20 protein-coding genes are annotated in these 20,701 nt (G+C 67.9%); 8 read left to right on the forward strand and 12 right to left on the reverse strand.

The window, feature by feature from the left end; genetic code table 11:
* Positions 1 to 147: 147 nt before the first annotated feature.
* Genes FOZ70_RS23065 through FOZ70_RS23095 form a run of 7 tightly spaced genes read right to left on the reverse strand, consistent with a single transcriptional unit; the run spans position 148 to position 6,966 of the window.
* The gene (locus FOZ70_RS23065) at positions 148 to 1,194 is read right to left on the reverse strand and encodes an ABC transporter substrate-binding protein (protein ID WP_219706822.1); all 1,047 of its coding nucleotides are present in this window, start codon (positions 1,192 to 1,194) and stop codon (positions 148 to 150) included.
* Positions 1,191 to 2,342, reverse strand: coding sequence for an FAD-binding oxidoreductase (locus tag FOZ70_RS23070; RefSeq protein WP_219706824.1), 1,152 nt, complete (start codon positions 2,340 to 2,342; stop codon positions 1,191 to 1,193). The genes FOZ70_RS23065 and FOZ70_RS23070 overlap by 4 nt, the downstream gene beginning before the upstream one ends.
* On the reverse strand, positions 2,335 to 3,768 hold the full coding sequence (locus FOZ70_RS23075) for an NAD(P)/FAD-dependent oxidoreductase (protein ID WP_219706826.1): 1,434 nt from the start codon (positions 3,766 to 3,768) through the stop codon (positions 2,335 to 2,337). Before FOZ70_RS23075 ends, FOZ70_RS23070 begins: the two co-directional genes overlap by 8 nt.
* On the reverse strand, positions 3,765 to 4,112 hold the full coding sequence (locus FOZ70_RS23080) for a (2Fe-2S)-binding protein (protein ID WP_021158738.1): 348 nt from the start codon (positions 4,110 to 4,112) through the stop codon (positions 3,765 to 3,767). Before FOZ70_RS23080 ends, FOZ70_RS23075 begins: the two co-directional genes overlap by 4 nt.
* Positions 4,112 to 4,906 carry an ABC transporter permease gene (locus FOZ70_RS23085; RefSeq protein ID WP_021158739.1) on the reverse strand — a complete coding sequence of 265 codons (795 nt, stop codon included), beginning with the start codon at positions 4,904 to 4,906 and terminating at the stop codon, positions 4,112 to 4,114. Before FOZ70_RS23085 ends, FOZ70_RS23080 begins: the two co-directional genes overlap by 1 nt.
* Positions 4,903 to 5,883, reverse strand: a complete 981-nt coding sequence (locus FOZ70_RS23090) for an ABC transporter permease (protein WP_219706828.1) — start codon at positions 5,881 to 5,883, stop codon at positions 4,903 to 4,905. The genes FOZ70_RS23085 and FOZ70_RS23090 overlap by 4 nt, the downstream gene beginning before the upstream one ends.
* Entirely contained in the window at positions 5,884 to 6,966 is a 1,083-nt protein-coding gene (locus tag FOZ70_RS23095; RefSeq protein WP_059857342.1) for an ABC transporter ATP-binding protein, read from the reverse strand.
* Positions 6,967 to 7,260: 294 nt separating this feature from the next.
* Here FOZ70_RS23095 and FOZ70_RS23100 point away from each other — a divergent pair, with 294 nt between their 5' ends.
* From FOZ70_RS23100 to FOZ70_RS23120, 5 genes are all read left to right on the forward strand, one after another.
* Positions 7,261 to 8,157: an IclR family transcriptional regulator gene (locus FOZ70_RS23100; protein WP_219706830.1), complete on the forward strand. Its 897-nt coding sequence runs from the start codon at positions 7,261 to 7,263 to the stop codon at positions 8,155 to 8,157.
* 351 nt (positions 8,158 to 8,508) lie between these two features.
* The gene (locus tag FOZ70_RS23105; RefSeq protein WP_219706852.1) at positions 8,509 to 9,597 is read left to right on the forward strand and encodes a porin; all 1,089 of its coding nucleotides are present in this window, start codon (positions 8,509 to 8,511) and stop codon (positions 9,595 to 9,597) included.
* 39 nt (positions 9,598 to 9,636) lie between these two features.
* Positions 9,637 to 9,849 carry a DUF3311 domain-containing protein gene (locus tag FOZ70_RS23110; protein ID WP_059494669.1) on the forward strand — a complete coding sequence of 71 codons (213 nt, stop codon included), beginning with the start codon at positions 9,637 to 9,639 and terminating at the stop codon, positions 9,847 to 9,849.
* Complete coding sequence (locus tag FOZ70_RS23115; RefSeq protein WP_059653715.1) at positions 9,846 to 11,324, forward strand: sodium:solute symporter; 1,479 nt, start codon at positions 9,846 to 9,848, stop codon at positions 11,322 to 11,324. Before FOZ70_RS23110 ends, FOZ70_RS23115 begins: the two co-directional genes overlap by 4 nt.
* Positions 11,325 to 11,437: 113 nt before the next feature.
* The gene (locus FOZ70_RS23120) at positions 11,438 to 12,922 is read left to right on the forward strand and encodes an amidohydrolase family protein (RefSeq protein WP_059857340.1); all 1,485 of its coding nucleotides are present in this window, start codon (positions 11,438 to 11,440) and stop codon (positions 12,920 to 12,922) included.
* Between the two features lie 158 nt (positions 12,923 to 13,080).
* Here the strand turns inward: FOZ70_RS23120 and FOZ70_RS23125 are convergent, their stop codons facing one another.
* Positions 13,081 to 14,136 carry a DUF1176 domain-containing protein gene (locus tag FOZ70_RS23125; RefSeq protein ID WP_219706832.1) on the reverse strand — a complete coding sequence of 352 codons (1,056 nt, stop codon included), beginning with the start codon at positions 14,134 to 14,136 and terminating at the stop codon, positions 13,081 to 13,083.
* Positions 14,137 to 14,394: 258 nt separating this feature from the next.
* Between FOZ70_RS23125 and FOZ70_RS23130 the strand changes: the two genes are divergently transcribed.
* Positions 14,395 to 15,057, forward strand: coding sequence for a hypothetical protein (locus tag FOZ70_RS23130; protein WP_219706834.1), 663 nt, complete (start codon positions 14,395 to 14,397; stop codon positions 15,055 to 15,057).
* A 36-nt stretch (positions 15,058 to 15,093) separates the two neighbouring features.
* On the opposite strand, the gene FOZ70_RS23135 is transcribed toward FOZ70_RS23130, so the two are convergent.
* Complete coding sequence (locus FOZ70_RS23135; RefSeq protein WP_226192496.1) at positions 15,094 to 15,681, reverse strand: GNAT family N-acetyltransferase; 588 nt, start codon at positions 15,679 to 15,681, stop codon at positions 15,094 to 15,096.
* 114 nt (positions 15,682 to 15,795) lie between these two features.
* Here FOZ70_RS23135 and FOZ70_RS23140 point away from each other — a divergent pair, with 114 nt between their 5' ends.
* Complete coding sequence (locus tag FOZ70_RS23140) at positions 15,796 to 16,179, forward strand: hypothetical protein (protein ID WP_219706836.1); 384 nt, start codon at positions 15,796 to 15,798, stop codon at positions 16,177 to 16,179.
* 78 nt (positions 16,180 to 16,257) lie between these two features.
* Here FOZ70_RS23140 and FOZ70_RS23145 read toward each other — a convergent pair whose 3' ends face one another.
* From FOZ70_RS23145 to FOZ70_RS23155, 3 genes are all read right to left on the reverse strand, one after another.
* Complete coding sequence (locus FOZ70_RS23145; protein ID WP_027790860.1) at positions 16,258 to 17,028, reverse strand: ABC transporter substrate-binding protein; 771 nt, start codon at positions 17,026 to 17,028, stop codon at positions 16,258 to 16,260.
* 144 nt (positions 17,029 to 17,172) lie between these two features.
* Positions 17,173 to 18,402, reverse strand: coding sequence for a cyanate transporter (locus tag FOZ70_RS23150; RefSeq protein WP_219706839.1), 1,230 nt, complete (start codon positions 18,400 to 18,402; stop codon positions 17,173 to 17,175).
* A gap of 291 nt (positions 18,403 to 18,693) precedes the next feature.
* On the reverse strand, positions 18,694 to 19,545 hold the full coding sequence (locus FOZ70_RS23155; RefSeq protein WP_219706840.1) for a helix-turn-helix transcriptional regulator: 852 nt from the start codon (positions 19,543 to 19,545) through the stop codon (positions 18,694 to 18,696).
* A 95-nt stretch (positions 19,546 to 19,640) separates the two neighbouring features.
* Here FOZ70_RS23155 and FOZ70_RS23160 point away from each other — a divergent pair, with 95 nt between their 5' ends.
* Positions 19,641 to 20,534, forward strand: coding sequence for an SDR family oxidoreductase (locus tag FOZ70_RS23160; protein ID WP_219706843.1), 894 nt, complete (start codon positions 19,641 to 19,643; stop codon positions 20,532 to 20,534).
* Positions 20,535 to 20,701 lie beyond the last annotated feature (167 nt).

The raw sequence follows: 20,701 nt of genomic DNA on the forward strand, positions 1-20,701 counted from the left end.
GCGGGCGCGTGCCGTCTTTGCGGCACTGCGGGCTAGTGTTGTCGGCCCGCCGCTCTCCGGTCAAATCCGCAGAAAAAGGGGAGTGTCATCACTCCCGCAAATGATGGTCATGCGGCGCGCGGCCGTGCCCGCGCACCCGGCATGCCGTCACCGCTCGATCTGCCGGTTCCAGCGCGTATCCCATTGCGCGCGGCGCGCGTTGATCGCGGTCCAGTCGACCACGGTCACCTTGCGCACGAGATCGTCGACATTGCCGAGGCTATGTTGCATCGCGGCGGGCATCTTCGCGAGACGGTTGGTCGGAATCTGCTTGCCGGCCTCGGCCGCCTTCGTCTGCGCGGGCGCGGACAGCAGGAACTGCGCGAGCTTCTGCGCGAGCTGCGGATCGGGATTGTTCGCGACCACGCACAGGTCGACGAGCAGCAGCACGGGGCCTTCCTTCGGGTTCGCGTAGGCGACGGGGATGCCCTTGTCCTGCAGGTCGCCGACGCCGGTCGGTGTGAGCGGGAACAGGCCGGCTTCGCCGGTCTGCACCATCTCCGAGATCTTCGCCGAGTTCGGGATGTACTCGACGACGTTCGGCCCGACCGTGCTCGCCCACTTGCTGAAGCCGGGCTCGACGTTCTGCTCGTTGCCGCCGAGCAGCCGGTTGATCGCGAGGAATCCGTGCAGCCCGAACGTGCTGCTCGACGCCGACTGGAACACGACCTTGCCCTTGTATTTCGGATCGGCGAAATCCATCCACGACGTCGGCGGCGTCCAGCCTTTCTCGGCGAACAGCTTCTTGTTGTACGCGATGCCGGTCATCCCGAGCTGCACGCCCGCGCCGACGTCGTCCTTCATCCGCGCGAACGGATACAACTCCTTCAGCACCGGCGAATCGTCGAGCTTCTGGCACACGCCGAGGCTGACCGCGCGCGCCATCACGCCGTCGTCGAGGAACGCGACGTGGATCTGCGGCTTGTTGCGGTTCGCGAGCAGTTTCGCGAGCACGTCCGACGACGTGCCGGGCACGACGACGACCTTCACGTTGTTCGCCTTCTCGAAGTCGGGCAGTACCTGGCTCGTGTAGGCCTTCTCCATCGGGCCGCCGTTCATGCCGACGTAGATCGTCTTCGTTTGCGCGAACGCTGGCGCGCCGGCGCCTGCGATGCAGAGGGCGGCGGCCGCCGCGATCGTTGCGGGCAGTTTCATTTGTGGGTCTCCTCTTGACGGAAAGGGACGGTCGGCTTGGCTTCGCGGAAGAAGCGGCCGATCGAGAATGCATCGAGCGGGGTGGCGGTTTCGCCGGTCGCGACGAGATCGGCGAGCACGTCGCCGACGCCCGGCGCGAGCAGGAAGCCGCCGCCGGAAAAACCGAACGCATGAAGCAGGCGCGGCGTCGTGCGGCTCGCGCCGATGATCGGGTTGTGGTCGGGCGTGCAGCCTTCAACGCCGCTCCACGTGCGGATCAGCAGTGCGTCACGCAGCGCGGGCAGCAGCGCGCAGGCATCGCGCATCACCGCGCGCGTCGTATCGACCGACGGCTGGCCGAATTCGCCGTCGCCGCGGCCGCGCCCGCCGCCGATCACGCAGTTGCCGCGCGCGACTTGCCGCGCATACACGCCGCCGCCGTACACGCCGAGGTTGTGCGTGATGAACGGCGGCAGCGGTTCGGTCACCCACATGTTCGGGTAGATCGGCTCCATCGGCACGGCTTCGCCGAAGCGTTCGGCGATCGTGTTCGCCCACGCGCCGGCCGAGTTGATCAGCCACGTCGCGGTGCAGGCGCGGCCGCCTGCCTGAAAGTGAAAGCGTGTGCCGTCGTGGTGAACGTCGTCGACGGGGGTATGCTCGAACACGTCCGCGCCCGCCGCGCGGGCCGCGCGCGCGAACGCGGGCGACACGAGGCGCGGGTTGGCGTGACCGTCGGTCTCGCACAGCGAGCCGCCGAGCGCCGCACGGCCGAGCCACGGGTAACGCCGCCGGAACGCATCGCCGCGCATCACCTGCAGCGGCAGGCCGTGTTCGCCGGCGAGCGTCGCGTAGGCATCGAGCGCGTCGAGATCGGCGTCGCTGCGCGCGAGCCGCAGGTGGCCCGACACGACGAATTCGCCGTCGATGCCGATCAGTTCGGGCAGGCGATCCCAGATGCGCCGCGCACGCAGCGCGAGCGGCAGCTGTTCGGCGGGCCGGCCCTGGCAGCGCACGCCACCGTAGTTCACGCCGCTCGCCTGCGCACCGCAATCGCGCCGCTCGAACAGCCCGGTGCGCAAGCCGCGCCGCGTCAGCGCGAGTGCGGCCGACGCGCCGACGAGGCCGCCGCCGACGATCGCGACGTCGTAATGCCGGGTCTCATTCATCGCGTGCCTCGTCGGGAATCGCCGCGACATCGTCGCCCGCCAGCGCGGCCGAGATCGGGAACGGCTTCACGGGCGGTTGCGCACGCAACCGTCCGGCGTCGGCGAGCGGGCGACCGGTTTCGGCGGCCAGCAAGAGCGCGGCCGCGTCGCCGCACATGCGACCCTGGCAGCGGCCCATTCCGACGCGCGTCAGCGCCTTCAGCCGGTTCAGCTCGGTTGCCGCGCCGTCGCGGACGCAGCGGCGCAGCGTCCCTGCATCGACCTCCTCGCAGCGGCACACGATCGTGTCGTCCGCGCAGCGGGCGGCCTGCTCGACCGGCGGCGCGAACGCCGCTTCGAGGCCCGCGCGGAATGCGGCGCCGCGCGCGAGCGTGCGTTCGAGCGTCGCCGCGTCGGGTTTGCCGGCGGGCGCGAGCGAAGCGATCCCGGCGTCGTCGAGCAACGCAAGCGCCGCGCGCCGGCCCGTTGCCTCGGCCGCATCGGCGCCAGCGATGCCCGCGCCGTCGCCGGCGACGTAGAGGCCGCGCACCGACGTGCGGCCGGCCGCGTCGCGCTCGGGCAGCCATGCGCGGTTGAGCGGGTCGAACCCGAACCGGCAGCCGGCGAGATCGGCGAGCTGCGTTTCGGAGCGCAGGCCGAAGCCGAGGCCGACTGCGTCGCAGTCGAGCAGGCGCGGCGGTGCGCCGTCACCGGCCGCGCGCCATGCGATTCCCGTCACGTGCGGGTCGCCGAGCACGCGCTCGAGCGTGACGCCCGTTTCGATCGCGACGCCGTGCGCGCGCAGCCAGCCGATGTAATAGAGCCCCTTCGCGAAGGTCGACGGCATGCGCAGCAGCGCGGGCGCGGCAGCGGCCTGGCGGCGCAGCGGGCTCGTGTCGAGCACGGCCGCGACCTGCGCGCCGGCCTTCGCATACTGGTAGGCGACGAGGTAAAGCAGCGGGCCCGTGCCCGCGAACACGACACGACGGCCGATCGCGCAGCCCTGCGCCTTCAGTGCCACTTGCGCGCCGCCGAGCGTATAGACGCCGGCGAGCGTCCAGCCCGGCACGGGCAACAAGCGGTCGGTCGCGCCGCTCGCAATGATCAGGTGCGAGTAGGGCACCGTCACTTCACGGCCATCCTGCAGCGTGTCGACGCGGCCTGCGCCGCATGACCAGGCAAGCGTGTTCGGCCGGTAGTCGACATGCGGCAGCAGCGCGGCCATCGTCCGGTGCACGGCGTCGGCCTTCGCGGCCTCGAAGCCGTACAGCGTGCGCTTGCCGCGCGCGAACGCGCCGTCGGCCGGCGGCTGCCGGTAGATCTGTCCGCCCCAGCGCGCGTTCTCGTCGATCACGACCGGGCGCAGCCCCGCGTCGACCAGCGCTTCGGCCGCGCGCACGCCGGCCGGCCCCGCGCCGACGATCACCGGTTGCGGTGCGGCGCTCACGCTGCGTCTCCGGTCGCGGCCGGCCGGGCGGACGTGAGAATCCGCATGCCTTCGGCGATCGGCGTCGAGCATGCACGCACGCGCGCACCGGTTTCGGTGCGCACCCAGCAGTCCTGGCACGCGCCGATCAGGCAGAAGCCCGCGCGCGGCTGGCCGCTGAATTCGCTCACGCGCACGCGCCGCTGGGCAACGAGGATCGCGGTGAGCACGGTGTCGCCGGCGAGCGCGAGCGCGGGGCGGCCGTCCAGCGTGAACGCGACGGCGGCACGTTCGCGTTCGGCGACGCGCACGAACTGCGCACCGTCGTCCGGGATGCAGGTGGAACGGGAAACGGAAGTCGTCATCAGTGTTGGCCGATCAGGATGCGGTTCAGGCCGTACACGCGATCGAGCAGCAGCATCGCGCCGGCGGTGATGAAGATGACGAGCGCCGACACCGACGCCATCATCGGGTCGATCGACTCGGTCGCGTACATGTACATGCGCACCGGCAGCGTGACCGTCTGCGGCGACGTGACGAAGATCGACATCGTCAGTTCGTCGAAGCTGTTGATGAACGCGAGCAGCCAGCCGCCGGTGATGCCGGGCACGATCATCGGCAACGTGATGCGGCGGAAGGTCGTCCACGGGTCCGCGCCGAGCGAGCACGCGGCCTGCTCGATGCTGCGGTCGAGGCCCGCGACGGACGCGAGCACGAGCCGCATCACGAACGGCGTGATGACGACCATGTGCGCGAGCACGAGCCATGCGAACGAGCCGGTCGCGCCGATCAGCGCGAAGAAGCGCAGCAGCGCGATGCCGAGCACGAGGCCGGGAATCACGAGCGGCGACAGCAGCAGCCCGTTCAGGAACGCGCGGCCGGGAAACGTCGCGCGGCCGATGGCGAGGCCCGCCGGCAGCGCGATCGCGAGCGACAGCGTCGCCGACGCGAACGCGAGCTTCACGCTGTTGAAGAACGCGGTGACGAAGTCGGGATAGTCGAGGATCGCGCGGAACCAGCGCAGCGAGAACCCGTGTGTCGGCAGTGTCAGCGTCTCGTCGGGCGTGAACGCGACGAGCACGACGATCACGAGCGGCGCGAGCACGAACAGGATCACGAGCGTGTGGAAGGCGAGGGCAAAGGGGCCGTTCTTTCTCATCGCGATGCGCCTCCGAGGCTGCGCGCGTAGCGGCGTTCGAGCACGCGGTAGTAAGTGAGCATCACGACGAGGTTCGCGATCAGCAGCAGCACGGCGATCGTCGCGCCGAGCGGCCAGTTCAGCGAGCCGAGGAATTCGTCGTAGACGGCCGTGGCCGCGACCTTCAGCCGGCGTCCGCCGAGCAGGCTCGGAATCGCGAACGCGCTCGCCGACAGCCCGAACACCATCAGGCTGCCCGACAGCACGCCCGGCATCAGCTGCGGCAGCACGATGCAGCGCAGCGTCGTGAACGGCGATGCGCCGAGCGACAGCGCCGCGTGTTCGGTCTGCGGATCGAGCCGCTGCAGCGCGGTCCACACCGGGATCACCATGAATGGCAGCATCACGTGCACCAGCGCGATCACGATCGCGAAGGTCGTGTATTCGAGCTTGTACGGCCCGAGGCCGGCGAGCCCGAGCGCCTGGTTCACGAGCCCGCTCGTGTTCAGCAGCATGCTCCAGCCGAACGCGCGCACGACGACCGACACCAGCAGCGGCGCGAGGATCGTGAGCAGGAACAGCGAGCGCCACGGGTCGCGCATTTTCGACAGCACGTATGCCTCCGGCGTGCCGATCGCGACGCAGATCGCGGTGGTCAGCGCGGCGATGCCGAACGTCCGCGCGAAGATCGTGTGGAAGTACGACGAGCCGAGCACTTCCGCGTAGTTGCCGAACTGGAACGCGGCGATCGGGCCGGTGGCCGGATCGAAACGGTAGAACGTCAGCACGAACGTCATCGCGAGCGGCACGAGCACGAGCGCGGCAAACAGCGCGAACGCGGGCGCGCACATCAGCCACAGCGGCGCATGCGCGCGCCACGTCGCGCGCATCGTGGGCGCGGCGGCGCGTGCCGGTGCGGCGTCGGCGGACACCGCGGCCGAGCGCGCAAGCGCGGCCGGCGCGCCGTCATTCGGGAGTGGACGGGCAGGCTGTCGCATTCAGGCCTCCCGGCGCATCACGCGCACCGCGTCGCTGTGCCAGTCGATCCCGACCGGTGCGCCTTCCGCGAGCGGCTCCGCGCCTTCGTTCTGGCAGCACACGAGCACTTCGCCGAGCGCGCTGTCGACGCGGTACAGCCACTGGCTGCCGAGGAAGAAGCGGCTCGTGACGGTTGCGGCGAAGCGGCCCGCGTCGGGCGCGCACAGCCGCAGCTTCTCGGGACGGATGCAGACCGACACCGCATCGCCGATGCGCATGTCGCGCTCACGCGCCGGCAGGTGCGCGAGCCGGCCCGTTTCCGCGAGATCGTGACCGAGGTCGATGCGGATCGCATCGCCGTCGTGCGCGACGATCGTGCCGGGCAGCAGGTTCGCCTTGCCGATGAACTGCGACACGAAACGGTTCTCCGGGCGCTCGTACGCGCGGTACGGCGTATCGGTCTGCGTGATGCGGCCGGCTTCCATCACGACCACGCGGTCGCTGATCGACAGCGCTTCCGACTGATCGTGCGTGACCATGATCGTCGTCGTGCCGATCTTGCGCTGGATCGCGCGCAGCTCGAACTGCATGTCCTCGCGCAGCTTCGCGTCAAGGTTCGACATCGGTTCGTCGAGCAGCAGCACCGGCGGCTCGATCACGACCGCGCGCGCGATCGCGACGCGCTGCCGCTGGCCGCCCGACAGCTCGCGCGGGAAGCGGTGCGCGAGCGCGTCGAGACGCACGAGCGCGAGGGCCGCGCGGATGCGCTCGGCGCGCTCGGCCTTGTCGACGCCGCGCATGTCGAGGCCGAAGCCGACGTTCTCCGCGACGCTCATGTGCGGAAACAGCGCATAGCTCTGGAACACGATGCCGAGCCCGCGCCGGTTCGGCTTCAGGTGCGTGATGTCCTGCCCGTCGAGCGAGATGCGGCCGCGCGTGACGTCGACGAAGCCCGCGATCATCTGCAACGTGGTGGTCTTGCCGCAGCCGGACGGCCCGAGCAGCGACACGAATTCGCCTTGTTCGACCGACAGGTTGACGTCGGCGACGGCGGTGAGTTCGCCGAAGGTTTTCGTCAGATCCGTAAGCGTGAGAAACGACATGGGAAGCTCCGGGTTCGCACACCGCGTGGCCGGTGTACCGATGTGGCGGACTCTAGCCAGCCATATTTCAGAGCGTCAATTTCGAATTCTGCTGAACGGGAGGAATTTCGGAAAAATTCCATTGAGCGGAACGGTTGGGGAAATCGCGAGCGAATCGTTCCGCTGGGTGGCGCGTGGCAATGCCGCGAAATGCACGCGTCAATCCCGTGCACACCCGGATGCCCGCGGAATTTCGGCGGGACGACAATGGCGGCTCACGTATTCCGTTCAATGAAATCATCGAGGAGAGCCGGCATGCAGGAACCCCATTCGACCGGAACGTCGCCGGCCGCACGCGCGCCGCGCCCGGAAGAGGACGCCGTCGATGCGCCCGATGCGGCCGGCGCACCGGGCACCGGCATGCTGCAGCGCGCGTTCGCGATCCTGCGCGCGCTGGCCGGCATGCAGCAGGACGGCGTGCGCGTCACGCATCTGGCAAAGGCCGTCGGCCTCACGCAGGGCACCGCGCACCGGATCCTGCAATCGCTGATCGCGGAAGGGATGGTCGAACAGGACGAGCAGTCGAAGCTGTACCGGCTGAGTGTCGATTTCTTCGCGCTTGCCGCGCAGGCCGGCAACCCGAGCAGCATGCGCACGTTGTGCCGTCCCGCGCTGCTGAGGCTGTGCGCCAGCCTCGGCGAGACCATCTTCCTGCTGGTGAAGAGCGGCTTCGACGCCGTGTGTCTCGACCTGTGCGAGGGGCCGTTTCCGATCCGCTCGTTTACCGGCGACATCGGCGGCCGCATCGCGCTCGGTGTCGGACAGGGCAGCCTTGCGATCCTCGCGTTCCTGCCGGAAGCCGAACGCGAGGAAGTGATCCGTTTCAACGTGCCGCGCATTCGCGGCTACGGCGTGCTCGACGAGGTGTACCTGCGTACCGAGATCGAACGCGTGCGGCAGCTCGGCTACGCGGGCCGCAACAGCGGTGTGCTCGACGGGATGGCCGGTGTCGCGGTGCCGATCCTCGATCGCACCGGTTATCCGGTCGGCGCGTTGAGCGTCGGCACGCTCGCGTCACGCCTCGGTGACGACCGGATGCCGATGGTCGTCGAACTGCTGCGGCGCCAGGCCGACGCGATCGGGCCACGTACCAATCCGTTCGACGCCGCGTTGCGGCGGCCGATGCACGGGTTATCAGGGAAAACCGTATAGCCGCCTCGCGCGTCGCCGTATCGTCAGCTTGCTTACGCAAGCCATTCACGTCCGATCAAAACGCACCGCGTCCAGCGGGCCTGCGTGCTTTCGTTTCCCTTGCGGGGCCGCGTGACCCCCGTTCATTTCCCCTCCATCGCCTCTCATTCGATTTTCAACTGCTGGCCAGTTGAACATTTCATTTCTTGATGTGATTGCGGCTGGATACCATCCAGCGACTGTCTATACAACCCGGTCGGGATGCATGGGCAGGACCAACAAAACACAACATCGATGAGCAGGTTTGGAGAGGAGATGACGGAGATGGTGCGAATGAAGGGTGGGAAGACGGGCGTCGCAATGGGCGTTGCAATGGGCGCCGCGATCGCAATGCTGTTTGCCGGCGCCGCGCACGCGCAGTCGACGGTGACGCTGTACGGGATCGTCGACGCGGGCGTGACCTACACGAACAACGCGAAGGGCCATTCGCTGTGGCAGTTCACGGGCGGCAACGAATCGGGGCCGCGCTGGGGCTTGATCGGCTCCGAGGATCTCGGCGGCGGCCTGAAGGCGAACTTCCGCCTCGAGAACGGCTTCAACGTCGCGAACGGCGCGCTCGGGCAGGGTGGCCGGATGTTCGGGCGTTCGGCGTGGGTCGGCCTGAGCGGCGCGAACTGGGGCGCGGTGACGCTCGGCCGCCAGTACAACTCGACGCAGGACATCCTCGGTTCGCTGCAGATGAGCAGCTTCCTCGCGCAGTACTCGACGCACCCGTTCGACAACGACGACATCAACAACACGTTCCGTCTCAACAACGCGGTGAAGTACGTGTCGCCGACGATCGCGGGCCTGCAGGCGAACCTCGTGTACGGCTTCTCGAACTCGACCGGCTTCGCGAACGACAACAGCTGGAGCGCGGGCGTCACGTACGTGAACGGGCCGCTCAACGCGGGCGCCGCGTATGCGCGCGTGAACCATCCGGCGGTCAGCACGAGCGGCGCAGTTGCTTCGGATAACTACTATCCGTCGTCGGCATCGGTGCTCGGTGCGAGCCTCGGGAGCGCGATCCGCCAGCAGATCTGGGGGGCGGGCGGCAGCTACGCGATCGGGCCGGCAACGCTCGGCCTGCTGTACACGGGCTCGAACTTCGGCCAGGCGACGGGCGGCGCGCTGCGTTTCAACAACTACGAAGGCAGCCTGCGCTACATGGCCACGCCCGCGCTGATGGCGGCGGCCGGCTACACCTATACGCAGGTCGCGCGCGCCAGCGAAAGCGGCCATTACCACCAGGTATCGGCCGGCGTGCAATACCTGTTGTCCAAGCGCACCGACGTGTACGTGAACGGCTTCTACCAGAAGGCGTCGTCGGGTGTCGGCCACGCATGGATCGACGGCACCGACAGCGCGTCGACGACGACGTCGCAGGTGGCGGTGGTGGTCGGCATCCGCCAGAAGTTCTGATGTTCTGACGCACACGCGCGTCTTCCGGAGGAGGCACTCATGAAACTGAAACTGTTGCTGGCGGCGTTGCCGTTCGTCGGGATGTATGCGGGCGGCTCGCTTGCCGACGCGCGTCCGCTGCTGTTCGGGCTGCCGTTCCTGCTCGTCTGGAACCTGGTCTGGATGGCGGCCACGGCCGCGATTCTCGCGATCCTGTTCCATCTCGACGAGCGCGACGCGGCCCGCGCCGGCCGTTCGGGAGACGCGCGATGAACGCTTCGATCGTCATCATCGCGGCGTTCGCCGTGTTCGCGCTCGCCATCGGCGTGATGGCGCGCCGCGGCCGCAAGCTCACGCTCGAGCAGTGGGCGGTCGGCGGGCGCGGCTTCGGCTCGCTGCTCACGTTCCTGCTGATGGCCGGCGAGGCGTTCTCGACGTTCTCGTTCCTCGGCGCGAGCGGCTGGACCTACAGCAAGGGCGTGCCCGCGTTCTACATCCTGTCGTACGGCTGCCTCGCGTTCGTGATCGGCTACTGGATGCTGCCGGCGATCTGGCGTTACGCGAAGGAACGCGGACTCGTGTCGTTCGCCGATTACTTTGCGTCGAAGTACGACAGCCGCGCGATCGGCGTGCTGGTGTCGATCGTTGCGGTGTTTGCGATGGTGTCGCTGCTGATGATCCAGTTGCGCGGGCTCGGCGTGATCGTGTCGGAGATGTCGTACGGGCTGATTCCGCAGGCGGCCGCGATCTGGATCGCCGCGACGCTGATGGCCGTGTACATGGTCGTGTCGGGCATCCACGGCTCGGCGAGCATCGCGATCTTCAAGGACGTGCTGATCCTCGCGATCGCGATCTTCCTCGGCCTGTACCTGCCGATGCATTACTACGGCGGGCTCGGCGAGATGTTCGCGAAGATCGACGCCGCGCACCCCGAACTGCTGCGCATGCCGGAGCACGGCTTCAACCTGAGCTGGTACAACTCGACGATCCTGCTCACGTCGCTCGGCTACTACCTGTATCCGCACGGCTTCACCGCGATCTACGTCGCGAAGGACGAGCGCGCGCTGCGCCGCAACGTGATCCTGATGCCGCTGTACCAGGTGCTGATCGCGTTCCTGTTCCTCGTCGGCTTCGCGGCCGTGATGACCGTGCACGGGCTCGAAGGCGCGCAGACCGATCTCGCTTTGCTGCGGCTCGTGAAGCAGACGTTCCCTGCGTGGTTCGTCGGCATCGTCGGCGGCACGGGGCTGCTCACCGCACTGGTGCCGGGATCGCTGATCATGCTGAATGCATCGACGACGATCGCGCGCAACATCTACCGCGAAGGCTTCGCACCGAACGCGACCGACCGCGAGGTGACGCGCGTCGCGCGCATCGCGCTGCCGGTCTTCACGCTGGTGGTCGTCTACTTCGTGCTGCGCGGCGGCGCGACCTTCGTCACGCTCGCGATCTTCTCGTCGAGCCTGCTCACGCAGCTCGTGCCGATGCTCGCCTCGAGCTTCCTGAAGCAGCCGTTCGGCACGCGTGAAGGCGCGTTCGCGGGCATCGTCGCCGGCGCGATCGTGATCGCGATGACGAACTACTATGGCGTGACGCTCGCGTCGCTGTTCCCGGGCGCATCGAACACGCTGACGTCGATCAACCCGGGGCTCGTCGCGCTCGCGGTGAACGCGGTGGTGTTCGTCGTGATCAGCGCGGTGCAGCGCAAGCTGAAGGCGCGGGTCGCCGCGCCGGTCGGTTCGGCGTGACGGTTTTTCGAGCATGACGCCGTCGCCGGGCCGCCGGGGTTCCACCCGGCGGCCCGGTCGCTCGGCCACTGGATGGCAGCAAGACCCATCGAACCACAACAGGACACCGAACAATGACGACCGAGGACAAGCGAGAGGGCATGCGAGAGGACGACCGCGAAGCGATCGACACGCTGATCGCGAACGGCTGCGTAATCACGATGGACCCGCAGCGGCGCGTGATCGAGAACGGCGCGGTCGCGGTCAAGGGCGAGCGCATCGTCGCCGTCGGCGGCACCGATGAACTGCAGGCGCGTTACCGTGCGGCGCGCACGATCGATGCGCGCCGCAAGGCCGTGCTGCCGGGCCTGATCGATGCACATGCGCACGCGGGCCACGCGATGCTGCGCACGATCGGCGGCGCGGACGGCGATGCGTGGTCGGCCGCGGCCGAGACGATCTACACGCGCGCGTCCGACGAGGCGTTCTGGGAGGCCGAATCGCATCTCGCCGCGCTCGAACGCCTGAAGGCCGGCGTGACGACCGGCGTATCGCTGCTCGGCGGCGGCAATTCGATCATGCGCGTCGACGATCCGGTCTACGCGCGGCGCCATTGCGACGCGGTCGTGCGCACCGGTACGCGCTCGATCGTCGCGGTCGGCCCGTCGCGGCCGCCCGCGCCGCGTGCCTATACGCGCCACACGCCGGAGGGCAGTGACACGCGCGATATCGGTTTCGACACGATGTTCGACGTATGCGAGCACATCGTCGACGAATGCCACGGCGATGCCGGCGGCCGGATTCGCATCGCGCTCACGCTGCCCGTGTACGGGCCCGAACACGATCCCGAGCTGGCGCAGTTCGAGCACGACTTCCGCGACCAGGCCGCCCGCTACGGCGGGCTCGCACGCGAGCGCGGGCTGACGTTCACGCAGGACGGCCACCGCGCGGGCACGCTCGCGTTCGCGCATCGCGAGCTCGGCTTGCTCGGCCCGACGTCGTTCATGTCGCACAGCATCGACCTGACCGACGACGACATCGCGGCGTGCGTCGAGACGGGCACCGCGATCGTCCACAACCCGAGCGCGATCATGTCGATCATCGGGCGCTGCCCGGTGCCCGAGCTGATCGATGCGGGCGTGACGGTGGCGATCGCGTCGGACGGTGCGGCGCCCGATCGCGGCTACGACATGTTCCGCCACATGTGGCAATGCATGCATTACCACCGCCGGCATTTCCGCGACCCGGACGTGCTGCCGCACGGCAAGGTGCTGGAGATGGTGACGATCGACTCGGCGAAGGCGCTGTCGATCGATCACGAGGCCGGTTCGCTCGAAGCCGGCAAGCTCGCGGACATCATCCTCGTCGACCTGTTCCGGCCGCACATGATGCCGATGAACATGCCCGTATATCGCGTGACGTGCTTCGCGAACGCGGCCGACGTGTGCATGACGATGGTGGGCGGAAGGGTGCTGATGGAGGATCGGCGCGTGTTGTCGGTCGACGAGAACGCGGTGCTCGAACGGGTGAACGAAGTCGCGGCAATCACGATCGAGCGCAGCGGGTTGCGTCATTTGCTCGACGAGCCGAAGACGCTGTGGGGGCGGAGCCGCTATTGAGCGGGCGGGTGGGCGTTGTCGTGCGGTGGCGGGCCGGCGAGGCCGGCCTGTTCGTTCGGCAGCGCCGCTGAATCGGCGGCGATGCTCCGGTCTGTCGATTCCAGTGTGGTCGAAACAACGACCGCATGGAACCTGCGCCATCGAGAGCGATCGTTGGGCTACTTCGTTCGCGACCGATAGAGCGTCGGCCAGTCGCCGCCTTGAACGCCGCCACACGTTTTCTGCTGCGACACAGCCGACATCCGGAACGCATGGCCATCCCAGATCCAGCTGGCCTGAAAGCCGCAATCGGCCAGCCCGCGTCCCTTGCCGAAGGTGGACAGCGTGCCGGTAGCCGGGTCGAAGTCCGGTTCGACCAGTGAAGGCTCTGAAAAGCCCCCTTCAGGAATCGGCAGCTTGACGGGCTCCGGTTTTCCGCCGCCGATACGCGGTGCGATGAACACATCCGACGAACCCTGGTAGGCGCCCATGATGCATGGAAGAAACACGAGCGCGTTGTGCTTGTCGAGTGCATACGCTGCTTCATGGAGATAGCGCGACGCATTCTCCTCGCAACTGCTGGCATCCCGGGTTCGTTTCGCGCGCGCGATCAGGTGTTCTTCTTCCTGATCGGACAACTGCGACGTGATCTTCCGCTTCGGTACGACGGGCAGTGACGGAGCGGGTGTGACCTGCGACGCAGGGGCAGGCCCCTTGCGGATCAACGCGGTAGTTCCCCCGATGCGCCGTTGCCGGTCATCGATACGCAGGAGCGCGGCGACCATGCCGTCGAGCGGAACATAAGCGCCTGCATGCTCGCCGAACTGAAGCTTCGTGCCATTGCGAAGCCGTGAGACGAAGGCCGCCACAGCTGCCGGTTGCGTGGTCGACAACGTCGCTATCCCGTCGTCGAATTTCTCGCTCCAGGCCGAGTCGTCAAGCCGCAGCGGCGCGTCGTCGACGCGCAGGTCATCGAGATTGATGCTGGTGTTGGTGGCGACGTTCAGCCGTACCGTGAGCGCGCCGTTCGGCCCGGCTGAGCGAATGAAGCGCAAGTCTGCGCCGGTCTCGCCACCGTTCGCGAGACCCTTCGCCTCGCACGTCAAACCGTTGTCGCAGGCGACCAGCCATGACTTGTAGGTGTCGTAGCTGGGCGCGCCGGGTTCCTGGGCAGACGCCGCGGTGGCGTAAAGCGCAACGAGCGCCGTGCCCACCGCAATGGCACGAGTTTTCATGTGCTTCCACGGAGTTGAGGATGGCGTGAATCGTAACGCAAGTGACGCGCCGGAAATGAAAGCATCCCGGAGCGGCGCGGCCTGAGTCGACGCAATGGTCGAATCGTTTTACGTACGTGCGCCTGCCCATTGTTCGTTCCGGTTACGTCACAAACCCCGGATACGGTTCGATTGATTGCAACGCGCCGGCATGCCCGCGCCGGGGCCGGTTGTAACATGCGTGGTGGTGAATCGGCGCAACCCTGACGGAGCAAACACATGGAGCCGGTAGGTATCTATGCTGCTGTATCGATTGGCAGGACACAGTTGAGCCGATTCTATGCCGACTGGGGTGATGCGCTGATCGACGATGTTCGATGCATCCTGGGCATCAAGCCGGGGCTGCAGCCGGATAGTCAGGGCGGATTCGTGGATCCGGCAACCGGGTGGTATCACCATCCCGGCAACAAGCTGGTCATCCGGTATGACGCGGACACGGAGACGCTGTTCTATTTCTACCAGCTTGAATTACGCGATCCGGACAGCATGGCCGGCATTCCGTCCTTTCAGGCATTCACCCGCATTGCGGGGTATCGGCACGAAGCCGATGCGGACTATGTCGCATTTTCGCCGAGTGCGCCGAATTTCCTGAGCGACCGGCTCTGGCGTGTCTATCGATTCATGCATGACGGGCTGAGCACGATTGAGATCGATGCACTTCCGGACGATCGACAGCGCGAGATGGACAGGTTGTCCTGGCAATACTACTGGGGGCCGATCGAAGCGATGTTCCAGAGGGCGGACCGACGCGAGGACGTTTCCTATTTCAATCGCTTCTTTCCGCAGCATTGCCTGGATCGGCAGCTTCTGTCCTTGCTGAATGTCGACATGCCTGTCGACGATCCGCGAATGACGCCGGCGCCTTATCCCCGCGGTTACTGAAGGCGCGTCAATCGCACCGCTTCTCGATCCACCGCCTCAGCGTCGATAGATGAATTCCAGATCGGTCGATTCCCCGACCTTGAAATCGTACGTACCGACACGCGTGAACCCTGCTTTCTCATAGAAGGCAATCGCCTTCGCGTTGCCGGACCACACGCCAAGCCATACCGGGCCGGGCCGTTCCGTTGCCAGATACTCCAGCGCGGAGTCGAACAGGGCGCGCCCGGCGCCGGTTCCTTGCGTACCTCGCCGAAGGTAGATCTGATGGATCTCGCCCGAACCTTCCGCGACGTCCGGGTGCGGAAGCTTGCACGGCCCCGCGTGCGCATAGCCGACCAGCGTGCCGTCGTCGCTTTCAGCGACCCACGTGCGGCATTCGGGATCGTCGAGCTGGCCCGTGATCGTTTCTACCGAGTAGGTTCGGGCCTCGTACGCAGCCAGGTCGTTCGGCGGGTAGTCGATGCCGAATCCGTCCTGCAGAAAGGTTTCGCGAAACGTGTCGCGCTTCAATTCGGCAAGCGCGACGGCATCGGACAGGGTTGCAACGCGGATCAACATGAGGGATGGCTCGGTTCGTCGGTCGGGCAGACAGTTTATCCCGGGTGACGTCGGGCTCGCGAGCATCCGGCCGGCCCGGCTATCCGCATCACCCGCCCGGTGCCCATGTCGATGACGAAGACGGTGGTTGTCCTTCGGCGGACATGCTAGGATTTTCCGCAAACAACCTCGGAGACTGCCATGCCGTTCATCTGCGAAAACGTTGAATGCCGCGCCGTGCTCGCACGCGGGCAGGTCAGACCCCATCAGGAGGACGCGGGGTGGTGCTTCTACTGCCCGGACTGCGAAGCCAGGAACGAGTTGATGTACGCCGACACGGCCGGCGGTGCGGTCGAACTGATTCAGCCGGAGCGCGCCAGTCCTCCGCACAAGGTGGTGGCGACGGCTCGACCGCTGGAGGATGGCAAGTACGCGGCGCAGCTGAGCGTTCAGCGGGCGCTTGCCGTGAAGGGTACGTATGGGGCCGAGGAACACTGGGATCAGCTCGGTGTGTTCGGCGACGCCCAGGAAGCCGTTGAGCATGCGAGGTCTTTCGCAACGGATTTGTTGCAGCGAGCGGCGTAGCCGATATCGTTCGGTGAACGAAGAAGAGGTGTGCGCATTCATGCGCGACGCCTCTTCGTGTTGTCCGCTGCGCGTCCGTCAGTTGTAGATATCGAACGAGAAATACTTCTTCGCGATCCGCTGGTACGTCCCGTCCTGGATCAGGCTCGCAAGCGCCTGGTTGATCTGCGTACGCAGCGCGTCGTCATCCTTGCGCACGCCGATCGCCGAACCCACGCCGAGCGTCTTCGGGTCGTGCAGCGGCGGCCCCGCGAATTCGAAGTTCGCGCCCTTCGCGGTTTTCAGGAAACCGAGGTCGGCCTGCACCGACGATTGCAGCGATGCATCGAGCCGTCCCGACAGCAGGTCCTGGTAGACGAGATCCTGCGTCTGGTACGTGCGGACGATCACGCCCTTCGGCTCCCAGTAGGTGCGCGCGTAAGTCTCCTGTGTCGAACCCTGCTCGACGCCGACGCTCTTGCCCCGCAGCGATTCGGGCGTCGGCTGCAGGTTCGAGCCGCGCCGCGCGACGAGCCGGGGCGGAACGTTGTTGATCTTGTCGGTGAATGCGATCTGCGCGAGGCGCTTCTCGGTCACGCTCATCGACGACAGCACGCCGTCGAACTTGCGCGCCTTCAGTGCCGGGATCATCCCGTCGAACGCGTTCTCGACCCACACGCAGCGCACCTTCATCCGTTCGCAGATCGCATTGCCGAGATCGATGTCGAAACCGACGAGCTTGCCGTCGGGCGCGAGTGATTCGAACGGCGCATAACTGGGGTCGACGCCGAGGCGCAGGACTGCCGGGTCCTTCGCGGCGGCGGCGCCTGCCGTCAGCGCGAGCGCAATGGCGAGAACGAGCTTTTTCATGGTTGTCTCCAATACCGGTCGATGTTGTATGTGGTGAAGCGAACTGGCGGCCGACAGGCGTGACTGCCCGCGCCCGGCCACGCGCGGGCAGCTGGACGCTTCGCCGGAAGCGGCCGGCGAAGCGTCCGGATTCGAAAGGGGGCGTTAGCGGGCGGCGCCGGTGATGCGCGCCATGCCGTGCCGGTAGCCGGCGGGCGAGAACACGGCGTTCAGCGCGGCCATCGCGGCGATCACGCCGAGATGCATCCACCAGGCGGTCGCGAAGCCGCCGCCCGCGTCGCGCAGCCAGCCGATCAGCCAGGGGCTCGCCGCGACGGTCAGGAAGCCGATGCCCTGCACGAATGCGGCGAGCGCGCCCGCGAGCCGCGCATCGGGCAGGTGGTCGAGCGTGACGATCAGGCTCATCGAGAAGAAACCACCGAGACCGAGGCCGACGCATGCGACCCAGAACCAGGGCGCGAACGCGGGCAGCGTCGCGAACCCGGCGAAGCCGGCCGCCTGCAGCGCGAGCGTGAGCCACAGCACGGCGCGGCGGTCGGGCGAACCTTTGGCGAGCAGCGGCATCGCGAGCGCGCCGGTCGCCTGGAACAGCGCCATCCACGCGAGCAGGTTGCCGCTCGCTTGCGGGCTCATGCCGATGCTGCGGTAGAACGCAGGCAGCCATGCGACGAGGCTGGCGTAGCCGCTGTTGCTGAGCCCGAAGAACAGCGCGAGCTGCCATGCGCGCGGAATGCGGGCGAACGCGGTGAGCGGCGCTGTCGCGGCCGTCGCGTGCACGGCGTCGCGCGGTGCCTTCGCGCGCCACAGCGCGAGCGTGACGAACGCGGGCACGGCCCATACGGCGAGCGCGAGATGCCAGCCGCCGTGCGCGGCGAGCCACGGGCTCGCGACCGCGCCGAAGGCGCCGCCGCCGACCAGCGCGGCCGAATAGAGGCCCATCGCGAGCGGCAGCCGGCCGGCGAACCAGCGCTTCGCGAGGCCGGGCGCGAGCGCCTGGACCACGGCGACGCCGGCGCCCGCGACGATGGCGGTGCCGATCAGGCCCGCGCTGCCGCCGGTCCACAGGCGCGCCGTGCAGCCTGCCGCGATCAGCGCCAGCGCGACGCTCAGCGCGCGCTGCTCGCCCACGCGCCGCGCGAGCCCGACACCGATCCCGGCGATGACTCCCATCAGCACGAACGGCAGCGTGGTCAGCAGCGCGGCCGCGCGAAAGCCGAGGCCGGTGTCGGCGCGCACGACGTCGAGCACGGGGCCGAACGCGGTCAGGAACGGGCGCAGGTTGAGGCCGGCCAGCACCAGCAGCGCGAGCGCGCCATGGGACACGGAAGCCGCATGCGGGCGGCGGACGGCTTGCGCGGTGCCGGGGTCGGACATCGGGATGCTCCAGGGAGGGGCCGGTGGCCCTGTGATGCGATGCCGAAAGGGTAAGCGCGCGTTACGCCAGGTGAAAATTAAATATTCGACTGGGGATCAGTGCGGAATGCGATGGCCGCGCGTAGTGAACTTGCCGTCGGCCATCGAGGCTCGATTGGCTTTGGCTTTGGCGTTGGAGGTGTTGCCTGTCGGAACCCGGGATCGTTGCCCCGAGGCTGACAATCGACGCGCCGATAGTGGCGGCGCGTCGCACAATCAAGGAGATTCGTCGTTTGTCGAAGAGGGCGATCGTTACGCGAATCGCTGAATTTCGTATTTCTCGCGGGCCGCGACAAGCGCCCGAATGCGCGCGCGATCGTCCGCCGTCTCCGGCGTAAAGATCACGAGCGTCTGGTCGGGCCGGCCGCTCACGGCGAACGCCGAGTATTCGAGCGCGATTCGCCCGACGGCGGGATGGTGGATCTCCTTGGTCCCTTCCTCGTGCGAGCGAATATCGTGGTCGCGCCACAGCGCGTCGAACTCGGCGCTCGTCGCGCGCATCTCGTCCACGAATGCCTGCACGGCCTGCGTCGCGCCGCCGCGCGCGACGTCGGCGCGAAACGCGCCCACCGCGAACTGCGCGACGCGTGCCCAATTCGCCTGCACGCCGCGCACGTGCGGATCGACGAAGATGAGCCGCAGGATGTTGCGCCGTTCCGGCGATAGCGTTGCGTAGTCGGTCAGCGTCGCGGCCGCCGCGTTGTTCCACGCGATGACGTCCCACGTCGCCGAGCGCACGATCGCGGGGCTCGCGTCGAGCGAATCGAGCACGTGCTGCACGCGCGGCGACACGTGGTCGGTCGCGTGATAGCGCACCTCCGGCGGATGGCCGACACCGATCAGGAACAGGTGCTCGCGTTCGGCGTCGTTCAGCTGCAGCGCGCGGGCGAGCCGGTCGAGCACGTCGGCCGACGGTGCGCCGCCGCGCCCCTGTTCGAGCCACGTGTACCACGCGGCGCTCACGTGCGCGCGCTGCGCGACTTCCTCGCGTCGCAGGCCCGGCGTGCGGCGCCGCGTGGCCGGCAGCCCGAGCGCGGCCGGGTCGAGTTTCTCGCGGCGGTCCCGCAGGTACGCGCCGAGCAGGTTGTCGGGGGTGTCAGCCATATCCTGTTAGTTCGTTTACCGGTAAACCGTCACGACTTCACCGCGAGCGGCCGTCGACAGATAGTAAGCCTCCATGCCATCCGGAGGTACTGAACATGCGTGTCTTTGTTACTGGAGCGTCGGGATTCGTCGGCTCGGCCGTGGTTGCCGAACTCGTGGCCGCTGGGCACTCGGTGCTCGGTCTCGCGCGGTCCGACGCGGCCGCCGCGTCGGTTGCGGCGGCGGGTGCCGACGTCCATCGCGGGTCGCTGGAGGACCTCGACAGCCTCACGCGCGGCGCCGACGCCGCCGATGCGGTGATCCACACGGGATTCAATCACGACTTCTCGCGCTTCGCGCAGAACTGCGAACTCGACCGTCGCGCGATCGAGACGATCGGCGCGGCACTCGCGGGCTCGGCGCGGCCGCTGGTCGTCACGTCGGGCCTCGCGCTCGTCGCGCCCGGACGTGCGGCGACGGAAGACGATCCGCACGTGCCGGTGTCGTCGGTCTATCCGCGTGCGTCGGAAGCGGCCGCGGTCGCGCTGGAGGCGCGCGGCGTGCACGCATCGGTCGTGCGTCTGCCGCCGTCCGTGCACGGCGACGGCGATCACGCCTTCGTGCCGCGCCTGATCGCGTTCGCGAGAGAGAAGGGGGTATCGGCCTTCGTCGGCGATGGCCGCAACCGCTGGCCTGCCGTGCACCGGCTCGATGCGGCGCGCGTGTACCGGCTCGCGGTCGAACGCGGCGCGGCCGGCGCGCGTTATCACGCGGTCGACGATACGGGCGTGCCGTTCCGCGACATCGCGGAGGTGATCGGCCGGCGGCTCGACGTGCCGGTTGTCGCGAAAACGGCGGCCGAAGCCGGCGAGCACTTCGGCTGGTTCGCGATGTTCGCGGGGATGGATGCGCCGGCAACGAGCGAGCGCACGCGCGCATCGCTCGGCTGGGCACCGACGCAGCCGGGGCTGCTGGCCGATATCGACCGGCCGCGGTATTTCGAAGGCTGAGCGGGCGGCGGTCGTGCGGCCGCCTGCGACGGCCGCACCCGCCGCCCGCGCGACACCCTTCAGGCCGCGACGACGATCTTCCCGGCCTGCGCGCCGGCTTCCCCGTATCGATGCGCGTGCACGATGGCGTCGAACGCGATCGCGAACGAGCGATCGATCAGCGGCTT

The organism is Burkholderia sp. COPS, from assembly GCF_019425585.1.
Classification (GTDB): Bacteria; Pseudomonadota; Gammaproteobacteria; order Burkholderiales; family Burkholderiaceae; genus Burkholderia; species Burkholderia cepacia.